Genomic DNA, 20,940 nt, shown 5'->3' with positions numbered 1-20,940 from the left:
CGCCCACCATACTATTTTTCTGCCACCACACAGGTATGGTCGTTGTGGGTCAGACGCCGGACATAGCGCTCCAGATAGGGCACAGGCAGCGGTTTGGAGGCGAGGTAGCCCTGATAGAAATGGCAGCCCTGAGCTTGCAGGAACTCCAGCTGCTGGCGGGATTCCACCCCCTCTGCCGTCACGTTGAAACCCATGTGACGCGCCATGGCGATGACCGCCTCGACGATGGCCATGTTGTCGCCATCCTTGGGAATGTCCTGAATGAAGGAGCGGTCGATCTTGAGCTCATCGGCCGGCAGCCGTTTCAGGTAACTAAGGGAGGAGTAGCCGGCACCGAAGTCATCGATGGCGAAGCTGATGCCAATGGCCTTGAGCTCGCTCATCTTGCTGATGGTGTCTTCCGCATGCCCCAGCACCACCGACTCGGTGATCTCCAGATTCAGGCAGGCGGGGTCCATGCCGGTCGCCGCCAGTACGTCATGAATGCATTCGACAAAATCGGTGGCATGGAACTGCTTGGCACTCACATTGACCGACAGCTGGGGGATATGGATGCCGTTTTCCTCCCACAGCACATACTGGGCGCACGCCTCGTGCAGCACCCAGTTGCCGATGTCGACGATGAGATCCGTCTCCTCGGCGATGGGAATGAACTCGGCGGGTGAGACCAGTGCCCTCCCCGGCGGTTGCCAGCGGATCAGCGCCTCAACGCCTATGATGTCGCCTCCCGCCACCATGTGCTGGGGCTGGTAATAGAGCGTCAGCTCCTGCTGGCTCAAGGCATTGCGCAATTCGTTATGAATGAGCAAGCGACGATCCGCCTGTTGCTGCATGGAAGCATCGAAGAAACGCCGAGTCTTGCGGCCCGCCGACTTGGCCTGATACATGGCGGTATCAGCCTGCTTGAGCAAGTCATCCACCCCCTGCTCACGCCCAGGAAAGAGGGTAATACCGACGCTGGCACCTATGTGCAGCACCTGCACACCATGGTTGTAAGGCGCAGCAATCTCGCTGATGAGCCGCTCGGCGATGAGGTCGGCCTGCATCTCCGCTTGAGGCGGGCTGGCCGAGAGGGAGGGCAGCAGCAGCACGAACTCGTCACCGCCGAGTCTGGCCAGGCAGTCCCCCTGACGCACCAATCGCTTGAGGCGGCTGGATACCTCCTTGAGCAACCAGTCGCCGGTAGCGTGACCGAGGGAGTCGTTGATGGTCTTGAAGTGATCCAGATCGATGAACAGCAGGGCCCCGATCAGGTTGTCACGGCTCGCTTCGCTGAATGCCTGCGCCAGGGTTTCGTGCAACTGACGGCGATTGGGCAGGCCGGTCAGCTCGTCGTAGTAGGCAAGATCCTGAATGCGGCGCTCAGCCGCTTTGCGCTCAGAGATGTCTTCGAAGCAGATGACGAAATGGCTGATGACGCCTTTGTCATCCTGCACAGGCGTGACGATTTCCCACTGGGGATAGGTGTGCCCATCGAGGTGCAGGCGCTGAGTCTCCCCCTGCCAGCGGTTGAGGGTATTGAGCTCGTAGCCAAGGCCATCAAGCCCTGACCAAAGCTCATTGCCCAGATGCAGACCTATCACCCGCTGGCTGTCAAAACCGGTGATCTGGCTGAAGGCATGGTTGACCCGCAGGATCTTGAAGTCAGGATCCGTGATGATGATGCCTTCATGAGTTTCAAACGCCACCGCAGAGAGCCGCAACTGGGCGTCGCTCTGCAGCCGCTCCAGCTCGGCCACCATACGCACGGAGAAGATGGTCAACACTGAGCCCAGATTGGGGATCTCAAGTTCGCCGGAGAAAAGCAGGGCCAGATGACCCAGGATCTGGCCATTTCGGTCAAACAGCGGCTGGGCGTAATAACGCTGCCCCGCCTTTAGTTGGGGGTTGAGCTGACAATGGGCCTCAAGGGTAACCACACAGGCTTCACCGCGCCGATAAACCTGCTGACAGGGCATGCCAGCGAGCTCGTACTCCTTGAGGTCGATGCCGTGACAGGCCAGCACCTTGAGGCGATCGCTGCCGGTACGCTCTGCCAGCCAGACCGCATCCGCAACCAGAATATGGGCAAGCTGATTGACCAGGGTATCGAAAAAATCGAGCCCGGTTCTGGCGGAAAGTGCCTGGGCCAGCTGGGCCAGCAGGGGGTCTTGCAACAGAGGAAGCTGCTGGGATAACTCGGCAGGCAAGGGGGTGCTGCGGGTGGTATCGAGCGGCGCAAGCCAGCCACAGCAAACCTGCTGGGCGGGGATGTACTGACCGCTCCAGAGCACATGGCGCACGCTCCCCTCTTCATCGTTCAAATGGCCGATAAACTGGGCCGGTTGGTGCGAGTGATAGAGTCTGGAGAGAAAATCGGAGAATCCGGGTTCATCATCTGCAGCCAGCTGACCGGCCCAGGGGTGTGCGCCCTCCCCTTGCCAAAGCTGGTAAGAGGCATGATCGGACAGGCTCCACTGCTCCTGTTGTCGATCATAAAACCACATCATTTGAGTGGCCTGCTGTTTCATGTACTACTCCAACACCACAACAACCACGTTCAATGCCCGAATAACTTGATAGCGCCCACATTCACAGGTCGCACTACGGATGACGAGGTGCGGCGGGAAGTGCGAAAGATGCGAGACTAAGCGGTGGAAACCGGACATGAGGTCGACATGCGGCGCTGCCAAGAAGGGACAGAAACGATCCAAGTTTTCCCATACTGCCTGCCTGTTTCATGGAGCTCAAGCGCTTTTTGGTGCAGAACGGGAAAAGATCACAATTTATATGTCCCGTGATAGTAAAGGGCTCATTTCGTGACCCAGATCACATTTCATTATTCCCCCATGAGTAATCTGAAGGTGAAGACACAAGCAAGACGACCCGAAGGGGGCCAATATGAAAATCGAAATTACCAGCAAAATCATCGACATTACCCCGGCTATCCGCGAGCGCATTGAATCCCGCTTTGAAAAGCTCGAACGTCTTCAGGTGCCTCTCATCACACCTCATGTGATTGTCTCCAAAGAGCGTCTGATGTTCATCATTGAAGCCACTGCTGGCATCCCCAACGGCAAACTGTTTGCCCAGGCAGAACACGAGGATCTCTACGCCGCCATCACTGAACTGGGGCAAAAGCTGGAGCGTCAGCTCACCCGTCACATCGAAAAACCCATTGCCCGTCGTGCGGCGGCCAGTGCCAAGGAAATTCCCCAGCCGGACGAAGCCGACGCATAATCCGCAATCACATCACACCAATTTGAATTCAAAGGCGGGATCTTCCCGCCTTTTTGCATGCTGACTGTTGTACGACCCCCTTCATGCTTGTGCCGCTGTCCTCAACTTAACCAGTGCAAGCGCGTATCCACCCCTTCTTGCAGTGCATTGAGGACTGGCAACATGAGCAAGGGATCGTCACGCCTTGGTTGATCCGCCAGCTTGTGCTGCCAGCGCTCGCGACCCAGGGGCGAGAGGTTGTCATAGACGGCAGGATCCAGCGCAGCTTGCGGGCCGAGCAAAGGTGGTGATCGCAGCGCCAGCCAAAGCCTCACATCCACCATGGATCCCCCCTGCTGCAACCGCTCATTGAGGTGCGCAGATCCCCCATCATCCTCGCCTCCTTGCAAGGGGGTCACGGCCGGTAGTTCAAAATGGCTGCGCCAGACCAGGGTATCTGGCTTGGAAACCCGCACCGGATCGAACCAGGGCTGCTCTTCCACAGCATCGGTCAGCAGGGCCAGGTGCAGACGAAAGTCGGCCCTGTCTCCATGCTGGAGATCACGGTTGAGACGCTGCCCCAGCTGGGCCTCGTCAACCAACAGCTGATCACGAATCGCGCTGGGTAACATGAGATAACTCTTGGAAATAGTGGTTTCATTGCTTATCGGCCGCAAATCGGATCCTTTGAGCAGGAAAAATCCTGCCAAGGGGTTCACAACGACAGAAGATCTGTTAGTATGCGCCTCGCACTTGTGGAGGGGTTCCCGAGTGGCCAAAGGGATCAGACTGTAAATCTGACGGCTCTGCCTTCGAAGGTTCGAATCCTTCTCCCTCCACCATTTCAAGTGCAGCCAGTACGCAAGTCAGGCCAATAAAAGTATGCAATACCCCGTGGAGGGGTTCCCGAGCGGCCAAAGGGATCAGACTGTAAATCTGACGGCTCTGCCTTCGAAGGTTCGAATCCTTCTCCCTCCACCACTCTTCAGAAAACCCGGCCTGGCGCCGGGTTTTCGCATTTCTGGCCATCAGGATGTCGTGTGACCCACCCTCACACTGCCCCCATGAAAACGGGAGGCCAAGGCCTCCCGTTTTGCATCCCCCAGCCCTACAGGGTGAAGCGGTAGAAGATGTCCACCGCCTGGGCGACGCCGCTCATGGCCTGTAGATAGAGCCTGGGCATCAGCTCGTAACGCAGTTTGAACTCGGCGATGGGGCTGAACACACCGACCCCGTACTGGAACTGCAAACCGGGCAACAGATAGGCCGACAGGGTCACCTGAGTGTTGTTGCCACTGCCGGCGGTATCGAGCGCCACATCGCTCATGCCGAGGGATTCCCCCAGGCTGGAGACCACGCCATTGGCCTGGCTGACGGCACCGGCCACCAGCAGGCCGTTGAAACCGCCATCTTCACCACTGGTCTGCAGGCCCTTGCCTCGCAGCAGATAGGAGAGCTGTTCGGATTGTGCCATCTGCGGCTCGGAATAGACGGTGATCTTGGGCTTGCTCGCCGGCCCGGTCACCCGTACCCCGACCGTCACCTTGTCCTCTATGGTATCCGGATCCCGATAGGCCTCTATGTTGAGGAAGGGCCGATCGAGCGGGCCGGAGAAGAGGATGCGGCCATCCTTGATGATGAGGTTCTGGCCATAAGCCCTGAAGCGACCATCGTTGAGCACCAGCTGACCATTGCCCGCCAGTGGCCGGGAAGGCTGCTGGCTGATATTGATGCCGCCGCCCACCCGGGTCTTGAGCCCCATGGCATCGAGCCGAACGTCATCCCCGAGCCGAATGGCCAGCTTGATGGCCATCGGCAGCGGCGCCGCCTTGGGCACAGGCGGCAGGTCGTCATAGATCACGGTCACATCGTCTGAGACAGAGACAGCACTCTCTGGCAGGCTCTTGACCAGGATCCGCGCCCAGGGAATATCGACCTGACCACTGACCTGGGTCTCCTCTCCCAGCGAGATGGCGATGTCGGGGGAGAGCCGTACCCGTCCCATGCCCGGATACTGGGCTTCCAGCTCCTTGCCCTGAATGGTGAGACTGCCGGTCACCGGCATGCTGGCCCAGCTCAGCCAGCCACCCAGCGCCAGCGGGCCCTTGCCCACCAGCATGGTACCGTCAAGCTCGGCCCGGTTGCCTTCTATCTTGAGGTGGGTCACCAACTTGGAGAGGGTCACCATGTCGGAGTGGGTCTGCACCTCTCCATCGAGCAGGTTGAGCTGACCGAACAGCAGAGGGGACGCCAGTGTGCCATCGAAGCGGGCATCGGCCGAGATGACCCCCTGCAGGGAGCGCACCTCGGGAATGAGGGGTGCAAACGTCGTCAGCTTGAGGTCATCAAACTTGAGCTGGCCCGATAGAGTGCCACGACCGGCCGGATCCTTGATCAGCAGATCGGTATCGATATGACCTATCTGTTTGGAGACGAAGTCGAGCCGGATCGCCGCCTGCTGGCGTTCAAAGTCCACCCCCAGTTCGAGGCGCTGATAATCGGTCTTGAGCCCGTCAGCCACGAAGGTACCCGGTGTGGTGCGTACATTGGCATGCAGTGTCGGCTGATTGCCACGCCAGCTGGCGCGACCATCCGCAGAGAGCACCGCCTGCCAGCGGAAGTTTTCCGGCAGCCAGGGACGCAGGCGCTTGAGGTCAAACTCGCTTAGGGCAAACTCCAGGCTTCCTTGCTGGGCCGAGACCTGGCTCCCCTTGACGCAGAAGCTGGCCCCTTGGGAGGTCAGGCAGAGATCACCCATGGTCAGCCGCTGGCGTGGCAGATCGAGATCAAGGGCCCAGGGGTCGGTCAACTCCCAGCGCCGCAACGGCGTCTTCAGCTTGAGCTCCGACAAGGCACCACGCCAGCGATCTCCGCGCAGCCCGCCGCTCAGGTTGAGGTTGGCTGCAACCGGATCGCCCTTCATGGTCAGACTCAGCACATGTTGGTTGAGGTCGCCACTGAGCGTCAGGGCCAGCTGACTGAGGGTGGTTTTTCCCTGCACCAGACTCGCCACCGTCAGCGCCAGTTCACCGGCCGGCTTGTCACCGACCAGGGCATTGCCCTTGATGGCGATCCCTTTCAGATCCGTGCCCGCATAATAGAGACGGCTGGAGACCAGTTCAGTGGTGACCCGCGGCGCTTTCTGATTACCGGTCAGACGCACCTGTCCCTTTATGTCCCCTTTCAGGCCAGGGTAGAGCCCCGTCAGATTGGGGGCATCGAGATCCGCATCCAGTCGCCACGCCTGCTGGCTGAGGCTGCCCTTGGCCTGCAACCGGTTGGGACCGCTTTGCAGCGCCAGAGCCGGGATCTGCCACTCCATCTTGTCGTTGCCGCTGAGCTCGCCCTGGATAGCGAGCGGATACTGATTAAGCTTTCCCTCGACTTTCAGCTCGGGCAGTTGCAACTGCCAGTGACCCGCCTCGCTCAGCTCGAAACGGCTGACTATCTTGCCCGCCAGCTTGCCCTTGAGTTCAGGCACCAGTTCGGCGGGATTGATCTCCTTGAATTCGGTGGTGCCCTGCCAGCGAACCCCCTTGTTCCAGGCCAGCTTGCCATCGAGCTTGAGCTCCCCCTTCAGGGCGTTGAGCAGCAGGTTTATCTGGTTGAGTTGTTCCAGATCCCCCTTGCCCGTCAGCGCCAGCTTGAAGGGGGGCACATCCGTGCCCTTGCCGGCGGTATTCAAGGCAAATTGGTAGGCAGAGAGCTTGCCCTTGGCGGTCAGGCTGCCCTTGTCCAGCTGATAGCCGGGCTCGTCCTTGGCTGCTTGTTTGGTGACGGTGTGCAGGGGCCAGCCGAGGCGCTTCCACTCCAGCGCCAGGTCAAACGGCAAGTCAGGGTTGAGGGGGGCCAATGACCCTTTGAGGTTGGCGGCCACAGGCCCCTTGGCTTGCAGCGCCAGCGCCAGCTTGCCCACTGAGCCACCCAGGGTCAGGGTCGCCTGCTCCCCTTTCAGTTCACCATCCAGCAACCCCTTGCGGGCTTTGGCATCCAGGGTCAACGTCAGCGGATAATCCTCGGTCAGCCGGACATGGCCCTTGAGCGCCAGATCCGCCATGGCATGGCGCAGGGAGAGCTCGCGCACCTCGATGCGCTCCTCTTTTGCCGTGGCCGACAACCGCAGAAAATCGAGCCCTTCGATCAGCTCCCCTTGCTGGTAGTGCAGCTTGGTGGCGTGCAAGCCTTCCAGCTGGATCGGGAATGGCAAGTGAATGGCAGGCAAGGTTATGGGTGCTGTCTGCTCTGCCTTGCCCTTGCCCGCCTGCTGCGCCTTGGCGCTCAGCATGGGTTGGGTGGCAGCCTTATCTGCAGTCGCCTTGTCTTTGATCGCTTTCTCCCTGGCAGCCTTGTCGGCAGCTGGCTTGGCTGCATTGGCAGGCGGTGTCTCGGCCAGGATCACACTCAGACCATCGAGCACGGGCCCACGCACTATGAGCCCCTTGCGACTGAGGGAGGCACCGATATCCAGCGACGTGAGGGTTACCGCGACCCCGGGTACCGCCAGATCCAGATCTGCCACCTTGAGGCTGTCGATCTGGATTTTCAGCGGCAAGGGCCGCCAGACAAAAGGCTCCGATGGCGTTTCCGGTGTCGGTTCAGACTCGGCAACCTTCACCACGGGATGGGTGACCGACAGGGATTTTATCCAGAGCTTGCCCTGCAGCAGCTTGCCCAGATCCCAGTCCAGCACGGCCCGATCCACAGTGACATCCACCAGTTCATCCTGCCAGCCGACCCCTTCCAGGGTCCAGCCGTAGCCCAGTTGGCCAGCCACCAGCTCCCCCTTGAGGGAAGGCAGCGCAGCCCTGGCCTGCAACCACAGCCACTTGTTGCCCTGGTGGGTGAACCCCAGCAGGCTGACGCCGATGAGCAGCAAGAAGACCAGCCCCATCAGCCAGAGAAAAATGCGTTTTACCCAGATCACAGTGCAGACCCCCGCGAAACATGCAGCCGCAGCGGCCAAAGAAACGTGCGTTCAAACGAAATCATAATTCAGGCCCCAGCGCGAAATGCAGCCGCAGCGGCTTGTCTTCCTCGGAAATGCCCACCGCCAGATCGAGCCTGACCTGACCTATGGGGGTCACCCAGCGCACGCCGACACCTGTCCCTATCTTCCAGGCTTCGCTGTAATCCTCGGTTGCCGTGCCGCCATCCACGAACAGGGCACCTAGCCACTTGTCGCTGAACCGGTAGTTGTATTCGGCACTGGCGGCGCTCACGTAGCGCCCCCCCAACAACTTGCCATCACTGTCTCGCGGCGAGATGGTCTCATAGCCGTAGCCACGTACCGTCTGATCGCCCCCGGTAAAGAAGCGTAAGGAAGGGGGTACCAGCGAGAAGCTGTCCCCAATGATGGCGCCCTGCTCGGCCCGCAGCAGGAAGCGGTGATCATCCCCCAGAGTGCGCAGCCACTTGCTGCGGCCCCACACCCGCATGAAGCTGATATCCGATCCCCAGTAAGGGTCGGAAAACTCCAGGGTCAGTTGCTGGCGATCGCCCCAGTCCGGTACCAGACCACCGCGCACCCGCAGCCGCGACCAGGAGACGCCGGGGATCAGCAGCAAGCTGTTCCCTTCATCCTTGCCCTGCACATAGCTTTCGTTTTCAAGCCGGATGAAGACATCGCGGTCCCATGTCTCCGGACGCCGCGTCCAGCGGTGGACGCTGAAGGTGGCGAGATCGGAGCGGGTGTCGTTGTTGTTGGTATAGCGATAACCGGTTTGCAGGGAGTAGTAATCCCGCAGCGGGTTGCCCACCGGGATCTGGTAATCGAAGCTGAGATCGGCCTGAGGGGCGGAGACATTGGCTGTCGCGTTGAGACGGTGACCATAGCGGTTGACCCAGGGCTTCTCCCAGGTAGCACTCATGCGCGGGCCCACGTCGGTGGCAAAGCCGACCCCCGTCTCAATCTCGTGGTCAACCCGGTTGGACAAGGTGACCTGCACAGGTACACGGTTGCCCTCGGCCTGACTGATCATGGGCTTGATATCCACCTGCTTGAACAGCTTGGTGGAGGAGACATCCTGCGACATCTCGGCCATCCGGATCGCCAGATAAGGGTCGCCACGCTTGATGTTGATGAGCGGTCGAATGAGGCGCAGCGCCTCCGGTGTGGCGTCGTAGTGGATCTCGCCAAAGTGATAGCGGGGGCCGGAGCGGAACAGGATGAAGATTTCGGCCGTGCCCTGATCCGGGAACACCTTGACCTGGCTCTTGCTGATCTTGGCATCGAAATAACCCCGGGCCAGCCCCAGGTTGCCCAGATCCGCCTTGATGGATTCGTACTTGCCGTGGTTGAGGGCATCGCCCTCTTTCAAGGGCAGCTTGTCCAGCAGCTCACTGTAAACCTCGTCGCTGCCCGCGTCCCCTTCCAGCAAAATATCGAGGCGAGAGATGATGACAGGCTTGCCCGGATCCACCTCTATCACCACCTTGGAGGGAGCCTGCTTGTCGCGACTCAGGATGATCTTGGGCTGATAGTAGCCATAGACCTGCAAGGCTTTTTGCACGCTCTCGGTGATCTTGGCGCGCGCGGGGCGGAACTGGCGTTCCTGATAGACAGGCAGGGCATTGAGGTAGGCTTCAACGTTGCTCTTGTTATCCCCTCTCAGACCCTTGATCTGATAGGTGAGCTTGGCCGCCATGGCGGGCGTGACAACCAGCAGCAGACAGAGGCTCAGGCCAAGTGCGCGAAGCCCGCGACGGAACGCCCGTCCGGGCGGTGAGATCCCTGCTGGCAGGGGCGGATTGCATCCTGTCAAACGTCAATTTCCCCGAAGAACATGATTAAAATAATGCAGTATTCAGAACGATAATGAGGCTCACTCGATGGCAAGCGCGCCTCATCCTAGCATATCCCCAGCCCAACATCAGAGCGGGGTGGCATTGAAATTCACCATATTATTGAAGCCTTTGCCGACCGGGTGACCCCCTTTACCCCCGCGCCGGCCACACTGACCTGCGCCATTGGGGGTAAAAAGGGGAATTCCTCGCCCGTCAGGCCATGAAGTACCGCCTCAACGACGGCGACTCACGCCAGGGGCCCACTCTCAAGGCGCTCCGGATGATGCGACATACATTGTCGGCAAACGGTCAAAATGACATCACCGCCCTCATGGCCTGCCCCCAAACACTGGCCCTGGCGTCCCCCTCCCTTGAAGGCATGTCTATTTAGACGATATAAATCAATTGGTTGAGTAACAATAATCAAAGCCTCGTTCACCTCAATCGATTTATCCCGCTGCCACCTTGCTTCTCCCTCCACCACACTGGGTCTATCAACAAAGGGACGCACATCATCTTCGCCAGCCTTGGCGTTATTCATTGAGGGGACACATCATGCATGCACGTAGCGAACAGATGGCTGACTATATTGCCGATCGTCTCGAGTTCATCACTTTTCTCGCCTGTTGCAGCGCCATGCTGGCCTTGCTGACGGGCATGAACGGCCAGCAGGCGCTGGCCTTTACCGCGCTCAATCTGCCGTTCGGGCTCGCCATTTTGCTGGGGCTAGCCATGCTGGCACCGCTGCCGGCACACTGGCGCCTGCCGGGTGTCACCCTGCTGCTGGCGGGCAGTGCGCTGGCCACCCTGCAACTGGGTGGCAACTGGCTCAACCCCTTGGCCATCTGGAGCCTGCATGCCCTGCTGGGCCTGGAGATACTGTGGCAATCACGCCCAAGGGCACATCTGACGGCTCACATGCGTGGCTAATACCAGAGTCCGGCTGACGTGTGCGATGAATTGGGGTAATCTTGCGCCCCGATTTGCCATCCGCCGAGGAGCACCCGAATGAAGAAAGCCTGTGCCCAGCACATCCTGGTCAAGACCGAGAAGCAGTGTCTGGAGATCAAGGAGAAACTTGCCAAGGGAGCCGACTTTGGCCAGATGGCCAAGCGCTTCTCCACCTGCGCCTCATCCAAGCGCTCGGGGGATCTGGGGGAATTTTCGAAGGGTGACATGGTCAAGCCGTTTGACGATGCCGTGTTCAAGGGTGAACTGCTGACCGTACTAGGGCCTGTGCGCACCAAGTTCGGCTTTCACCTCATCAAGGTGCTATACCGCAACTGAGCGCTCGTAAACTGATGGCTCAGAGCTCGGGTGACAAGACCAGGGGCCAACCGCCGCACCGGCGGGCATAGAAGCCAAAGCGCCAAGGATGGCGTTGTGCCCAGTTATCCATCTCGGGTGCCGGCGTGAACCGGCTGTCCGGCCAGAGCGATACCCGGCTAGCCCGACCATGCAGGGCCTGCCAGCGGGTCAGGCTGATGTCAGCCAGACGCCATTGAAAATCATCCCTTGGCAACAGCGCTGGGGCGAATGCCTGACCACGGTTGCAATATTGTCCGCCCCCATCATTGCCATCCACCAGTTGCCAGAAAATGTTGAGCAGATCCCCATATCCCACCAAAGCCGGATCGTATTCGATGCGTACCGCCTGACGCCGCAGCGCCCTCTTTTCAGCCTCCGGCTTTCCTTTCAGCTCGGGCGTGACATAACCGGGCTCGACCCGGGTCACGCCGGGCACGGCTTCATATATGATCTCGGCGCGCCACATGTCCCCTGCCGCCATGACAGCCGTGTCCGCCCAGAGCGGTGTGCTTTGGAAAAGCAGCAGGATTGAGATAAATTTACTAACGTTATCAGTCAATTAAGTTTATCCTTCTGGGCACATGTCCATCATAACCAGTGGATCCCCGTTATGCCCAGTTATTTGTGGTGGCCACTGCTGGCCTGGATGCTGCCCTTGGCTGGCGCCCTCGGCAGTCGCATGCATCTCTGGCCCTGGTGGGCAGGCTTCGCCCTCTGTCTCGTCAGCGCCCTGATCGCCCTTGGTCTCTTGCTGCGCCTGCCCTGGAGCCGGCACAAGGTGCCAAGCCTGTGGGGCATAGTTCCCCTGTTGCTGCCCCTGCTGTTTGTGGTGCAAGCACTGCGCATGCCGCTGACCAACGATGTCAGCACGGATCCCTATCATCCCCCCGCCCTTGCCTGGGCTGCCGAACTGAGAAGCCCGCAGGATCTGCCGATAAATCCGGCCCCCTTGCAAGTATTTGAGAAAAATCCCGGTCCTCTCTATACCAGAGCCTCCCCGGTCGAGGTGATCACGGAGGCGAGCGAGCTGATGGAAGAGCTCGGCTGGCAGCAACGACCGAGCCCAACCGGCATTGATGCCGTCGTCACCTCTCGCTGGTTCGGCTTTCAGGATGACGTGGCCTTGAGGGTCTTCGCGGGTCCCAAGGAGACCCGAGTCGACATGCGCTCTGCCTCCCGTCAGGGGCGCAGCGATCTGGGGGCGAATCGGGCACGGATCCATGCATTTCTGGATCTGCTCAACGAACGGTTAGGCGGCGCCTATAAACCCAAGATGAAGAAAATTGAAGAGGATCAGTATGCGCGTTGAGGTCAAACCGGACCGGGAATATGCCTGGTTTATCCGCCCCTTCTTCTGGCTGCAAAAACGCAACTACGGTCAGGTGCTGATCCCGGGCAAATGCTGGGGCCGCTCACCACGGCTGTTTGCTGCCGTGGCCACCCTGTATGGTGTCATCAACCGCAAGCGCTCTCCCATCGATCCCGTGCTGCGCTCCCTGGTGACGGTCAGGGTCTCCCAGCTCAACTGGTGCCGTTTCTGCGTCGACATCAACGCAATGACCCTCATCAAGCGAGCGGGCTCCAGCGACAAGGTGGAGGCGCTGGCCCACTGGCGCATCAGCCCCCTGTTCGATGAACGGGAAAAGGCGGTGCTCGACTACACCGAAGCCATGACAGGGCTCGATGGGGTGAGCGACGAGCAGGCGGCTCGCCTCAAGCCCTGGTTCGATGACGATGCCATGGTGGAGCTGACCGGTCTTGTCGCCTTCCAGAACATGTCAGCCAAGTTCAATGCGGCCCTCGATATTGCCCCCCAGGGCTTCTGCCAGTTGCCGGTGCAACCTGAGCGCCCCGTGGCAGCCCCAGAACAGCAACCCGGCAAGGACGCCTGATGAAACGCGCCCGCCTGCTGCTCCTGCTGGTGATGGGATGCCTGATTGGCGCCTTTTTCGCCCTCGATCTCGGCCGCTACCTGAGCCTGTCCCAGTTGCAGGCCCACCAGGATGCACTGGCACAACTGGTCAACACCCATTTTGTCGCCGCCTGCCTGCTGTTTGTGGCTATCTATGTGATCAGTACCGCCCTCTCACTGCCCGGCGCCAGCCTGCTGACCCTGGGGGGCAGCGCTGTATTCGATATTGGCTGGGGGCTGCTGCTGGTCTCCTTTGCCAGTACGTTCGGGGCCACACTGGCTTTTCTCAGCGCCCGCTTTCTGCTGCGCGACTGGGTACTCAGGCACTTTGGCGACAAGCTGGCCACGTTTCAGGCCGGCATGGCAAAAGACGGCGCCGCCTACCTGCTGAGCCTGCGCCTCATCCCGCTCTTCCCCTTCTTTCTGGTCAATCTGTTGATGGGGCTCACCCCCATCAGAGTCAGTACCTACTACTGGGTGAGCCAGCTTGGCATGCTGCCCGGCACCTTCGTCTATGTGCTGGCAGGGAGCGAGCTTGGCCAATTAACCAGCACGGGGAATATTCTCTCCCCCGGCCTGATGGTGGCGCTGACCCTGCTGGGATTGATGCCCTTTCTGATGAAGAGGGCGATGACATGGCTGGCCCTGCGTCGCCTCCATGCCCCCTATCAAAAGCCAAGCCGCTATGACTACAACCTGCTGGTGATAGGTGCCGGCGCCGGTGGTCTGGTGACCAGCTACATTGCCGCGGCGGTGAAGGCCAAGGTGGCGCTCATCGAGAAGCACAGGATGGGCGGGGACTGCCTCAATACCGGCTGCGTTCCCTCCAAGGCACTGATCCGAAGTAGCCGCTTTGCCGCGGAGCAGCGCAGGGCCGGGGAACTGGGTTTTAGCCCGAGTCAGGCCCGCGCCGATTTTGCCGCCGTGATGGCGCGGGTGGCACAGGTGATCAAGGAGGTCGAGCCCCACGACTCGGTGGCACGCTATCAGGGCCTAGGCGTGGAGTGCATCGAGGGCGAAGCAAAACTGGCCTCTCCCTGGGAGGTGGAGGTGAATGGCCAGCGCCTCACCAGCCGCCATATCGTGATCGCCACCGGGGCAAGCCCCCTGGTGCCGGATCTGCCCGGATTGGCCGACACGCCTTATCTCACCTCGGATACCGTCTGGCAGCTGCGCACCCCGCCCCGCCGCCTGCTGGTGCTTGGTGGCGGCCCCATTGGCTGCGAGCTGGCCCAGAGCTTCGCCCTGCTTGGCATTCCGGTCACCCAAGTGGAGCTGGCCGATCAGCTGCTGCCTCGTGAAGAGCGCGACGTAGCCGATGCCGTGCAGCACCAGATGGCGGCGGACGGCGTCACCCTGCTCACCAGCTGGCGTGCCGAGCGGGTCGATTATTTGCCGCAAGAAGGGAGTGAGCAAGGGGAACACCTCCCCATCCGGCTCCACCTGTGTCGGGGCGATCAACGCCTGATGGTTGAAGGGGATCAACTGCTGCTGGCACTGGGACGGATTGCAAATGTAAGCGGCTTCGGCCTCGAAACGCTGGGGGTCGAGCTGGCGCCACGCGGCACTATTGCTGTCGATGGTTTTCTCGCCACCAACTACCCCAGCATACTGGCGGTGGGGGACGTGGCAGGACCCTACCAGTTCACTCACTTTGCCGCCCATCAGGCCTGGTATGCCGCCGTCAATGCCCTGTTCGGCCAGTTCAAGCGCTTCAAGGCGGATTACAGGGTGATCCCCGCGGCGACCTACACCAGCCCGGAAATTGCCAGGGTGGGTCTCAACCGCAAGGAGGCCATGGCTCAAGGAATCCCCTTCGAGGTGACCCGCTTCGCGCTAGGGGAGCTGGATCGCGCCATTGCCGATGGGGAGCGCCATGGCTTTATCGAGGTGCTGACGATGCCCGGCAACGACAAGATCCTCGGCGCCACCATAGTGGGCACTCACGCCGGTGAGCGGCTCGCCGAATTCGTGCTCGCCATGCGCCACCAACTGGGGCTTGGCAAGATACTCGCCACCATCCACGCCTATCCCACCCTGATGGAGGGGAACAAGTACGTGGCCGGTGAATGGAAACGGGCCCATCAGCCCACTCGGGTGCTGGCCCTGCTGGCCCGTTATCACCACTGGCGCCGCGGCGCCTGACCCTTTGCCCAAGGTAACGCCCATGTTCAAGACCCTGCCTTTGCTCAAATCCCTGTTGTGCGCCCTGCCCCTGCTGGCAAGCGGCACACTCTTTGCCGATGACACTGCCGACGAGGGATCCCGTTGGCAGCAGACCCTTGATCAGGCGAAGGGCCAGACCGTCTACTTCAACGCCTGGGGCGGCAGCCCGGAGATCAACACCTATCTGGTGTGGGCGGGGCAGGAGCTTGAGCGTCAGTATCAGGTCAAGCTGGTGCAGGTGAAAGTGGATGACATAGCCCAGAGCGTCAGCCAGCTGCTGGCCAACAAACAGGCTGGCAAAACTACGGGCGGCCCCATCGATCTGCTCTGGGTCAACGGCGAGAATTTCAAGGCGCTCAAGGAGCAGGGGCTGTTGGGTACCCCCTTCAGCCATGAGCTGCCCAACCTGGCCCTGGTGGACAAGAGCCTGCCGGTGAATGAGGACTTCACGGTACCGGTAGAGGGACTGGAAGCGCCTTGGGGCATAGGCCAGCTCAACCTGATGGTGAACAGGGACGAGGTGAGCAATCCCCCCCGCTCCGCAGAGGCGCTGCTCGCCTGGGCCAAGGCCCATCCCGGTCGTTTCAGCTATCCCAAGCCGCCCCAGTTTCATGGCTCCAGCTTTCTCAAACAGATATTGCTGGAGCTGACCCCGGCTCCTGACCCACTCTATCGGGAGGCAACCGATGCCGATTTTGCCAGACTCACAGCGCCGCTCTGGGTCTGGCTCGATGAACTGCACCCGGTGCTCTGGCGCAAGGGCAAGCTGTTCCCCACCGGCGCCGCCGAGACTCGCCAGTTGCTGGATGACGGTGAGCTGGCCATGGCCATCAGCTTCAACCCGCAAGAAGCGCAGAGTGCGGTGCAAAACGGCGCCCTGCCCCCCAGCGTGGTGGCCGTGGCCATGGAGAAAGGGGCGCTCACCAACAGCCATTTTCTCGCCATCCCGTTCAACGCCAACGCCCGCGCGGGTGCCAAGGTGGTAGCCAACTTTCTGCTGAGCCCGGCAGCCCAGGCCCGCAAGGCCGAGCCCGCCTTTTGGGGAGATCCCAGCGTGCTGCGCAGCGACGCCTTGCCAGCGACCACCAAACAGGTACCAGCCCTGCGCTTCAAGGCGGTGGCTGAACCCCATCCCAGCTGGCAGACCAAGCTCGAAGCGGCCTGGGCCGAGCGTTACGGTCACTGATGACGGCAGGACTCGGCAACGCCATCCGCCGCACCCTCGGCTGGCGCCCCATGTTTACCCTCCTCTGCGCCCTCCTGCTGGCCGCCCCCCTGCTGGGAGGGCTGTGGCTGCTGGTGACACAGGGGACACTCAGCCCGCATATTCAGCGCCTGCTGGCCCAGCCCGGGCTCTGGCACTCGGCAGCCTTGAGCTTCTGGATTGCGGCTGCCTCCACCCTGGGCAGTCTGCTGTTGACCGCACTACTGCTGGCGTACAGCGTCAAGAACGGGGAAGAGAGCCGCAGCTTTCGGCTGCTGCGCCGTCTGCTCTCCCCCCTGCTGGCGCTGCCCCACGTCGCCTTTGCCATCGGTTTTGCTTTCCTGCTCGCCCCCTCCGGCTGGTTGTTGCGGCTCGTCTCTCCCTCCTTGACCGGTTTTGAGCTGCCCCCGGACTGGCAGACCATCAAAGACCCGGTCGGGCTCGGTCTTATCCTGGCGCTGATCCTCAAAGAGACCCCTTTCCTGCTGCTGATGGCACTGGCAGCGCAAGAACCCGCCAAGCTGGCCCGCCAGCAGTGGCTTGGCGCCAGCCTGGGTTTCAGTGCCCCGCAGATCTGGTGGCGCCTGTTGTTGCCTGCGCTCTGGCCCGCTCTACGCCTGCCCCTCTATGCGGTGGCCGCGTACGGAGTGGCCGTGGTGGATCTCGCACTGCTGCTGGGACCCGATGCCCCTGCCCCGCTGGCCGTGCGGCTCTGGCTCTGGTATCAGGATCCAGACCTTGGCTGGCGCGGCGCCACCGCCAGCGGCGCCCTCTTGCTGCTCGCCATCAACCTGCTGCTGCTCGCCGGTTTGCGGCTGCTGGAGTGGGGCCACACGACTGTCGGCAAGCACGCCTGGCTCGATGGCCGGCGCGCCGTGCCAAATCCGCTGACAGCCAGATTGACCTGCATCACAACCTTTACCCTGATGGCCATCAATCTGGCGGTGCTGGCAGCCTTGGTGATCTGGTCGCTGACCCGCCGCTGGTCCTTTCCCGACCTGCTGCCTGGTCAGTGGAGCGGCCACCATTGGCATGCACTCCTGCCCGGCCTGATGCCCCTGCTTGTAACGAGTGCTCTGCTGGCACTGGCGAGCGGGCTGCTGGCGCTGGTGATGGCGGTATTGAGTCTGGAGGCCCAGCAAGGCCGTCGGCCCTGGCCCCTCTGGCTCATCTGTTTACCCCTGCTGCTGCCCCAGGCCAGCCTGCTGTTTGGCATCCGGCTGGGGCTTGACTGGCTGGGGGGCGGGATTGGGTGGGACTGGGTGCTCTGGAGCCAGCTGCTGTTTGTCTTCCCCTATGTCTATCTCTGCCTGCAGGGGCCCTATCGCCAGTTCGACCCGCGCATCACTCAGGCCGCGCTCACCCTGGGGGCCCGCCCCTGGCGCGTCTGGTGGCGGGTGAAAGGGCCATTGCTGGCACGTCCGCTGCTCTTTGCTTTTGCGGTGGGGGCAGCGGTGAGTCTGGCCCAATACCTGCCGACCCTGCTGTTTGGCGCAGGCAGAGTCGTCACCATCACTACCGAGGCGGTGGCCATTGGCAGCGGCCTCAACCGGCGGCTGGCTGGCCTCTACGGCCTGCTGCAACTGCTGCTGCCCCTTGTCATCTATCTGCTGGCACTCTGGCTGCCAGCCCGGCTCAACCCTGCGCTCAAGGACGCCCGATGAACACGAGAAGCTGCCGATGCTAAGCACAACCCCACTTCATCTCTACCTCGATGAGAACCTGCTGCTGTCGCTGCCTGCGCTACAGGTTGCTCCCGGTGAGGTGCTGACTCTGATGGGCCCCAGTGGCTGTGGCAAGAGCTCGCTGCTGGGGGCGCTGGCGGGCGTCTTGCCGCCCAGGGGGCCGATCCGGCTGGAAGGGGATATACGGCTGGGTGAACGGCTGCTCACCTCACTGCCCCCCCAGACACGGCGTATCGGCATGCTGTTTCAGGATGACCTGCTGTTTGCCCATCTGACGGTGGCTGAAAACCTGATGTTCGGCATGCCTGCCACCCTCAAGGGCGCGGCGGCCAGACGGGCAAAGGCGTTGGACACGCTGGCAGAAGTAGCGCTGGTCGATCAGGCCGACAAGCTGCCGGGAGCACTCTCCGGCGGCCAGAGGGCTCGGGTCAGTCTGCTGCGGGCTTTGCTGGCAGAACCCAGGGCCCTGTTGCTGGACGAGCCCTTTTCCCGCCTCGACAAGCCGCTGCGCGCCGCCTTCAGCACCCTGGTGTTCGAGCGACTCACAGCCTTGAGCATCCCTGCCATTCTGGTGACCCATGACGAGGAAGATGCCCCCGGCGCTATCCTTCACCTCACCCCGCACCTCACCCCACTATGCTGATTGATCGCGGCTGATTGATCGCGAAGGAGACTCATCTTGTTTGATCGCCACCTTATTCCCCTTATTCGCAGTCCCCTCACCCGGCTGGCCAAACCCCTCTGCCGAGCCGGGATCAGCGCCAACCAGATAAGCCTGACCGGCTTTGCCATCGGCATGCTGGCACTGCCACTGCTGGCCCTGGAGCTCTATTCCTGGGCGCTGCTCGTCATCTTGTTCAACCGGCTGCTGGACGGGCTCGATGGCGCTGTGGCGCGAGAGACGAAGATCACGGATTGCGGCGGCTTTCTGGACATCACCCTCGATTTCATCTTCTACGCCGCCGTAGTGCTGGGGTTTGCCCTGAGCGCCCCCGCCAACGCCCTGCCCGCCGCCACCCTGCTGTTCGCTTTCATGGGCACGGGGTCGAGCTTTCTGGCCTTTGCCATCATGGCGGGCAAGCGGGGGATTGAAAATCCCGTCTATCACCACAAGTCCCTCTATTATCTCGGGGGCCTGACGGAGGGGAGCGAGACCATAACCCTGTTCGTGCTGATGTGCCTCTGGCCTGCCGGGTTTGCCACCCTGGCCTACGGCTTTGCCCTGCTCTGTCTTGTCACCACCCTGACCCGGCTCTGGAGCGGTTACCATACCCTTGGCGAGTAACGTTATTCGGGCTGAGGGCATAGCGGCGCGGAGCGCACCAGCCCATCGACAGGCCACGAGTTTGAGCCGTCATCCATGCACTGAGCACTTGCGCATGGATGACAATGTTTTACCATGTCGACACTCTTTTTCAGGCTCATGAGAACCTTATGCGTCGCCTTGTCTCCGTGCTCACTCTTTCCCTGTTTCCCCTGCTCTACGGTTGCAGCAGCACGCCTGCCCCCAAACCTGTGGCCAAGCCGTTCAAAAGTGCCTTCATCAATCAGACGCCACAAATAAAATCTGCTTACAGCCAAGGGGTTAGCAAGGGAGACTTCGCCAATCGCAACAACGTGGACAGCTTCGTCCAACGCATGGTCGAGAAGCACGGTTTTGACAGCGTCGAGCTGCATCGACTGCTGGCCCAGGCCCAGCGTTATGACTGGATAATACGGCTGATGGATGCCCAGGCACCCACCACCACCAAGCCAATCGGACCGACCGGCGCCTGGAATCGCTACCGCGCCAAGTTCATCACGCCGGACAACGTGCAAAATGGCGTCAACTTCTGGCGTGAGTACGAGAGCGAGCTCAACCGTGCCGAGCAGGAGTATGGGGTACCGCCCGAAATCATCGTCGGCATCATAGGCGTGGAGACCCGCTGGGGTCGGGTAATGGGCAAGACCCGTATTCTGGATGCGCTGGCGACCCTGGCCTTCGACTATCCGCGCCGCGCCGAATTCTTCACCGGCGAACTGGAGGCCTTCCTGGTGATGACCCGGGATGAGGGGATGGACCCCACTGAACCCAAGGGCTCCTACGCCGGCGCCATGGGGTATGGCCAGTTCATGCCATCGAGCTTCCAGCGCTACGCGGTGGACTTTGACGGCAATGGCCACACCAACTTGTGGGATCCGGTGGATGCCATCGGCAGCGTGGCCAACTACTTCAAGGCGCATGGCTGGGAGCAGGGTCAACCGGTAGCGGTGCGTGGTCAGGGCCAGCTGCCCGGCTATGAGCATGGATTCCAGACCCGTTACCCGATCACCACCTTGCACCGCGCCGGTCTGAATCCCATCAGCAACCTTGGCAACCACAGCGAAGCAAGCCTGCTGCGCCTGGATGTCGGCACCGGCTATCAATACTGGTACGGCCTGCCGAACTTCTACACTATCACCCGCTACAACCACAGCACCCACTACGCCATGGCGGTGTGGCAGCTGGGGCTGGCGGTAAAAGCTGCCAGAGGCGGTTACTGAGTCAGGCTGCTTGCCAATAAAAACGGGCCCAACGGGCCTAATGCCAGTCAGTTAAGCCTGACTGGCATTGTTTTTATTGGCTTTTTTTACACTGTATTTCTGTGGCCTTGGCTTCACGCAGCGGGGGTAACTTCGTTCCCTTCGTGCCGGCAGCACAAACT

The 20,940-nt window shown here is 61.1% G+C and carries 17 protein-coding genes and 2 tRNA genes; 13 read left to right on the top strand and 6 right to left on the bottom strand.

The features are described 5' to 3' along the window. Positions 1-11 precede the first annotated feature (11 nt). Positions 12-2,510: an EAL domain-containing protein gene (locus GWQ29_RS08765; RefSeq protein WP_275919236.1), complete on the bottom strand. Its 2,499-nt coding sequence runs from the start codon at positions 2,508-2,510 to the stop codon at positions 12-14. A 370-nt stretch (positions 2,511-2,880) separates the two neighbouring features. Between GWQ29_RS08765 and raiA the strand changes: the two genes are divergently transcribed. Further along, a complete protein-coding gene (gene raiA, locus GWQ29_RS08760) occupies positions 2,881-3,219 on the top strand; it encodes a ribosome-associated translation inhibitor RaiA (protein ID WP_005309768.1) in 339 nt (112 codons plus the stop codon). 101 nt (positions 3,220-3,320) lie between these two features. On the opposite strand, the gene GWQ29_RS08755 is transcribed toward raiA, so the two are convergent. Then, positions 3,321-3,830, bottom strand: a complete 510-nt coding sequence (locus GWQ29_RS08755; protein WP_275919235.1) for a VC2046/SO_2500 family protein — start codon at positions 3,828-3,830, stop codon at positions 3,321-3,323. Positions 3,831-3,955: 125 nt separating this feature from the next. On the opposite strand from GWQ29_RS08755, the gene GWQ29_RS08750 reads away from it, so the two are divergent. Both GWQ29_RS08750 and GWQ29_RS08745 read left to right on the top strand, forming a co-directional pair. After that, positions 3,956-4,040: transfer RNA gene (locus GWQ29_RS08750), tRNA-Tyr, on the top strand. A 54-nt stretch (positions 4,041-4,094) separates the two neighbouring features. Further along, positions 4,095-4,179: transfer RNA gene (locus GWQ29_RS08745), tRNA-Tyr, on the top strand. 127 nt (positions 4,180-4,306) lie between these two features. Here GWQ29_RS08745 and GWQ29_RS08740 read toward each other — a convergent pair. The 3 genes from GWQ29_RS08740 to GWQ29_RS08730 form a co-directional block, all read right to left on the bottom strand. Then, complete coding sequence (locus GWQ29_RS08740; RefSeq protein WP_275919234.1) at positions 4,307-8,122, bottom strand: translocation/assembly module TamB domain-containing protein; 3,816 nt, start codon at positions 8,120-8,122, stop codon at positions 4,307-4,309. Between the two features lie 61 nt (positions 8,123-8,183). After that, positions 8,184-9,959, bottom strand: a complete 1,776-nt coding sequence (locus GWQ29_RS08735) for an autotransporter assembly complex family protein (RefSeq protein WP_275919233.1) — start codon at positions 9,957-9,959, stop codon at positions 8,184-8,186. A gap of 269 nt (positions 9,960-10,228) precedes the next feature. Then, a complete protein-coding gene (locus tag GWQ29_RS08730) occupies positions 10,229-10,522 on the bottom strand; it encodes a hypothetical protein (protein WP_275919232.1) in 294 nt (97 codons plus the stop codon). Between the two features lie 14 nt (positions 10,523-10,536). On the opposite strand from GWQ29_RS08730, the gene GWQ29_RS08725 reads away from it, so the two are divergent. After that, entirely contained in the window at positions 10,537-10,911 is a 375-nt protein-coding gene (locus GWQ29_RS08725) for a hypothetical protein (protein WP_275919231.1), read from the top strand. Between the two features lie 78 nt (positions 10,912-10,989). After that, positions 10,990-11,268: a peptidylprolyl isomerase gene (locus tag GWQ29_RS08720; RefSeq protein WP_005309750.1), complete on the top strand. Its 279-nt coding sequence runs from the start codon at positions 10,990-10,992 to the stop codon at positions 11,266-11,268. A 19-nt stretch (positions 11,269-11,287) separates the two neighbouring features. On the opposite strand, the gene GWQ29_RS08715 is transcribed toward GWQ29_RS08720, so the two are convergent. After that, positions 11,288-11,848: a peptide-methionine (S)-S-oxide reductase gene (locus tag GWQ29_RS08715; protein ID WP_275919230.1), complete on the bottom strand. Its 561-nt coding sequence runs from the start codon at positions 11,846-11,848 to the stop codon at positions 11,288-11,290. A 51-nt stretch (positions 11,849-11,899) separates the two neighbouring features. On the opposite strand from GWQ29_RS08715, the gene GWQ29_RS08710 reads away from it, so the two are divergent. From GWQ29_RS08710 to mltB, 8 genes are all read left to right on the top strand, one after another. Next, entirely contained in the window at positions 11,900-12,598 is a 699-nt protein-coding gene (locus GWQ29_RS08710; protein WP_125596402.1) for a DUF1499 domain-containing protein, read from the top strand. Then, positions 12,588-13,181: a carboxymuconolactone decarboxylase family protein gene (locus tag GWQ29_RS08705; RefSeq protein ID WP_275919229.1), complete on the top strand. Its 594-nt coding sequence runs from the start codon at positions 12,588-12,590 to the stop codon at positions 13,179-13,181. The genes GWQ29_RS08710 and GWQ29_RS08705 overlap by 11 nt, the downstream gene beginning before the upstream one ends. Further along, entirely contained in the window at positions 13,181-15,346 is a 2,166-nt protein-coding gene (locus GWQ29_RS08700; protein ID WP_275919228.1) for a bifunctional TVP38/TMEM64 family protein/FAD-dependent oxidoreductase, read from the top strand. The genes GWQ29_RS08705 and GWQ29_RS08700 overlap by 1 nt, the downstream gene beginning before the upstream one ends. 22 nt (positions 15,347-15,368) lie before the next feature. Continuing rightward, entirely contained in the window at positions 15,369-16,553 is a 1,185-nt protein-coding gene (locus GWQ29_RS08695; RefSeq protein ID WP_275908593.1) for an ABC transporter substrate-binding protein, read from the top strand. Then, the gene (locus GWQ29_RS08690) at positions 16,553-18,235 is read left to right on the top strand and encodes an ABC transporter permease (RefSeq protein ID WP_275919227.1); all 1,683 of its coding nucleotides are present in this window, start codon (positions 16,553-16,555) and stop codon (positions 18,233-18,235) included. Before GWQ29_RS08695 ends, GWQ29_RS08690 begins: the two co-directional genes overlap by 1 nt. 16 nt (positions 18,236-18,251) lie before the next feature. Continuing rightward, a complete protein-coding gene (locus GWQ29_RS08685; RefSeq protein ID WP_275919226.1) occupies positions 18,252-18,899 on the top strand; it encodes an ATP-binding cassette domain-containing protein in 648 nt (215 codons plus the stop codon). 36 nt (positions 18,900-18,935) lie between these two features. Beyond that, positions 18,936-19,541: a CDP-alcohol phosphatidyltransferase family protein gene (locus GWQ29_RS08680; RefSeq protein ID WP_005309725.1), complete on the top strand. Its 606-nt coding sequence runs from the start codon at positions 18,936-18,938 to the stop codon at positions 19,539-19,541. Between the two features lie 149 nt (positions 19,542-19,690). Continuing rightward, entirely contained in the window at positions 19,691-20,779 is a 1,089-nt protein-coding gene (gene mltB / locus GWQ29_RS08675; protein WP_275919225.1) for a lytic murein transglycosylase B, read from the top strand. Positions 20,780-20,940 lie beyond the last annotated feature (161 nt).

Source organism: Aeromonas sp. 2HA2, assembly GCF_029237345.1.
Taxonomy (GTDB): Bacteria; Pseudomonadota; Gammaproteobacteria; order Enterobacterales; family Aeromonadaceae; genus Aeromonas; species Aeromonas salmonicida.
The sequence above is the reverse complement of the archived record's forward strand: the minus strand, read 5'-3'. Positions and strand labels throughout refer to the sequence as shown.

What these genes read in the sequence shown, in the direction of transcription:
- GWQ29_RS08700 (WP_275919228.1), top strand. Translation starts at nt 13,181, where the DNA reads ATGAAACGCGCCCGCCTGCTGCTCCTGCTGGTGATGGGATGCCTGATT.
- GWQ29_RS08720 (WP_005309750.1), top strand. Translation starts at nt 10,990, where the DNA reads ATGAAGAAAGCCTGTGCCCAGCACATCCTGGTCAAGACCGAGAAGCAG.
- mltB (WP_275919225.1), top strand. Translation starts at nt 19,691, where the DNA reads ATGCGTCGCCTTGTCTCCGTGCTCACTCTTTCCCTGTTTCCCCTGCTC.
- GWQ29_RS08705 (WP_275919229.1), top strand. Translation starts at nt 12,588, where the DNA reads ATGCGCGTTGAGGTCAAACCGGACCGGGAATATGCCTGGTTTATCCGC.
- GWQ29_RS08765 (WP_275919236.1), bottom strand. Translation starts at nt 2,510, where the DNA reads ATGAAACAGCAGGCCACTCAAATGATGTGGTTTTATGATCGACAACAG.
- raiA (WP_005309768.1), top strand. Translation starts at nt 2,881, where the DNA reads ATGAAAATCGAAATTACCAGCAAAATCATCGACATTACCCCGGCTATC.
- GWQ29_RS08755 (WP_275919235.1), bottom strand. Translation starts at nt 3,830, where the DNA reads ATGTTACCCAGCGCGATTCGTGATCAGCTGTTGGTTGACGAGGCCCAG.
- GWQ29_RS08725 (WP_275919231.1), top strand. Translation starts at nt 10,537, where the DNA reads ATGCATGCACGTAGCGAACAGATGGCTGACTATATTGCCGATCGTCTC.
- GWQ29_RS08685 (WP_275919226.1), top strand. Translation starts at nt 18,252, where the DNA reads ATGCTAAGCACAACCCCACTTCATCTCTACCTCGATGAGAACCTGCTG.
- GWQ29_RS08695 (WP_275908593.1), top strand. Translation starts at nt 15,369, where the DNA reads ATGTTCAAGACCCTGCCTTTGCTCAAATCCCTGTTGTGCGCCCTGCCC.
- GWQ29_RS08730 (WP_275919232.1), bottom strand. Translation starts at nt 10,522, where the DNA reads ATGAATAACGCCAAGGCTGGCGAAGATGATGTGCGTCCCTTTGTTGAT.
- GWQ29_RS08690 (WP_275919227.1), top strand. Translation starts at nt 16,553, where the DNA reads ATGACGGCAGGACTCGGCAACGCCATCCGCCGCACCCTCGGCTGGCGC.
- GWQ29_RS08710 (WP_125596402.1), top strand. Translation starts at nt 11,900, where the DNA reads ATGCCCAGTTATTTGTGGTGGCCACTGCTGGCCTGGATGCTGCCCTTG.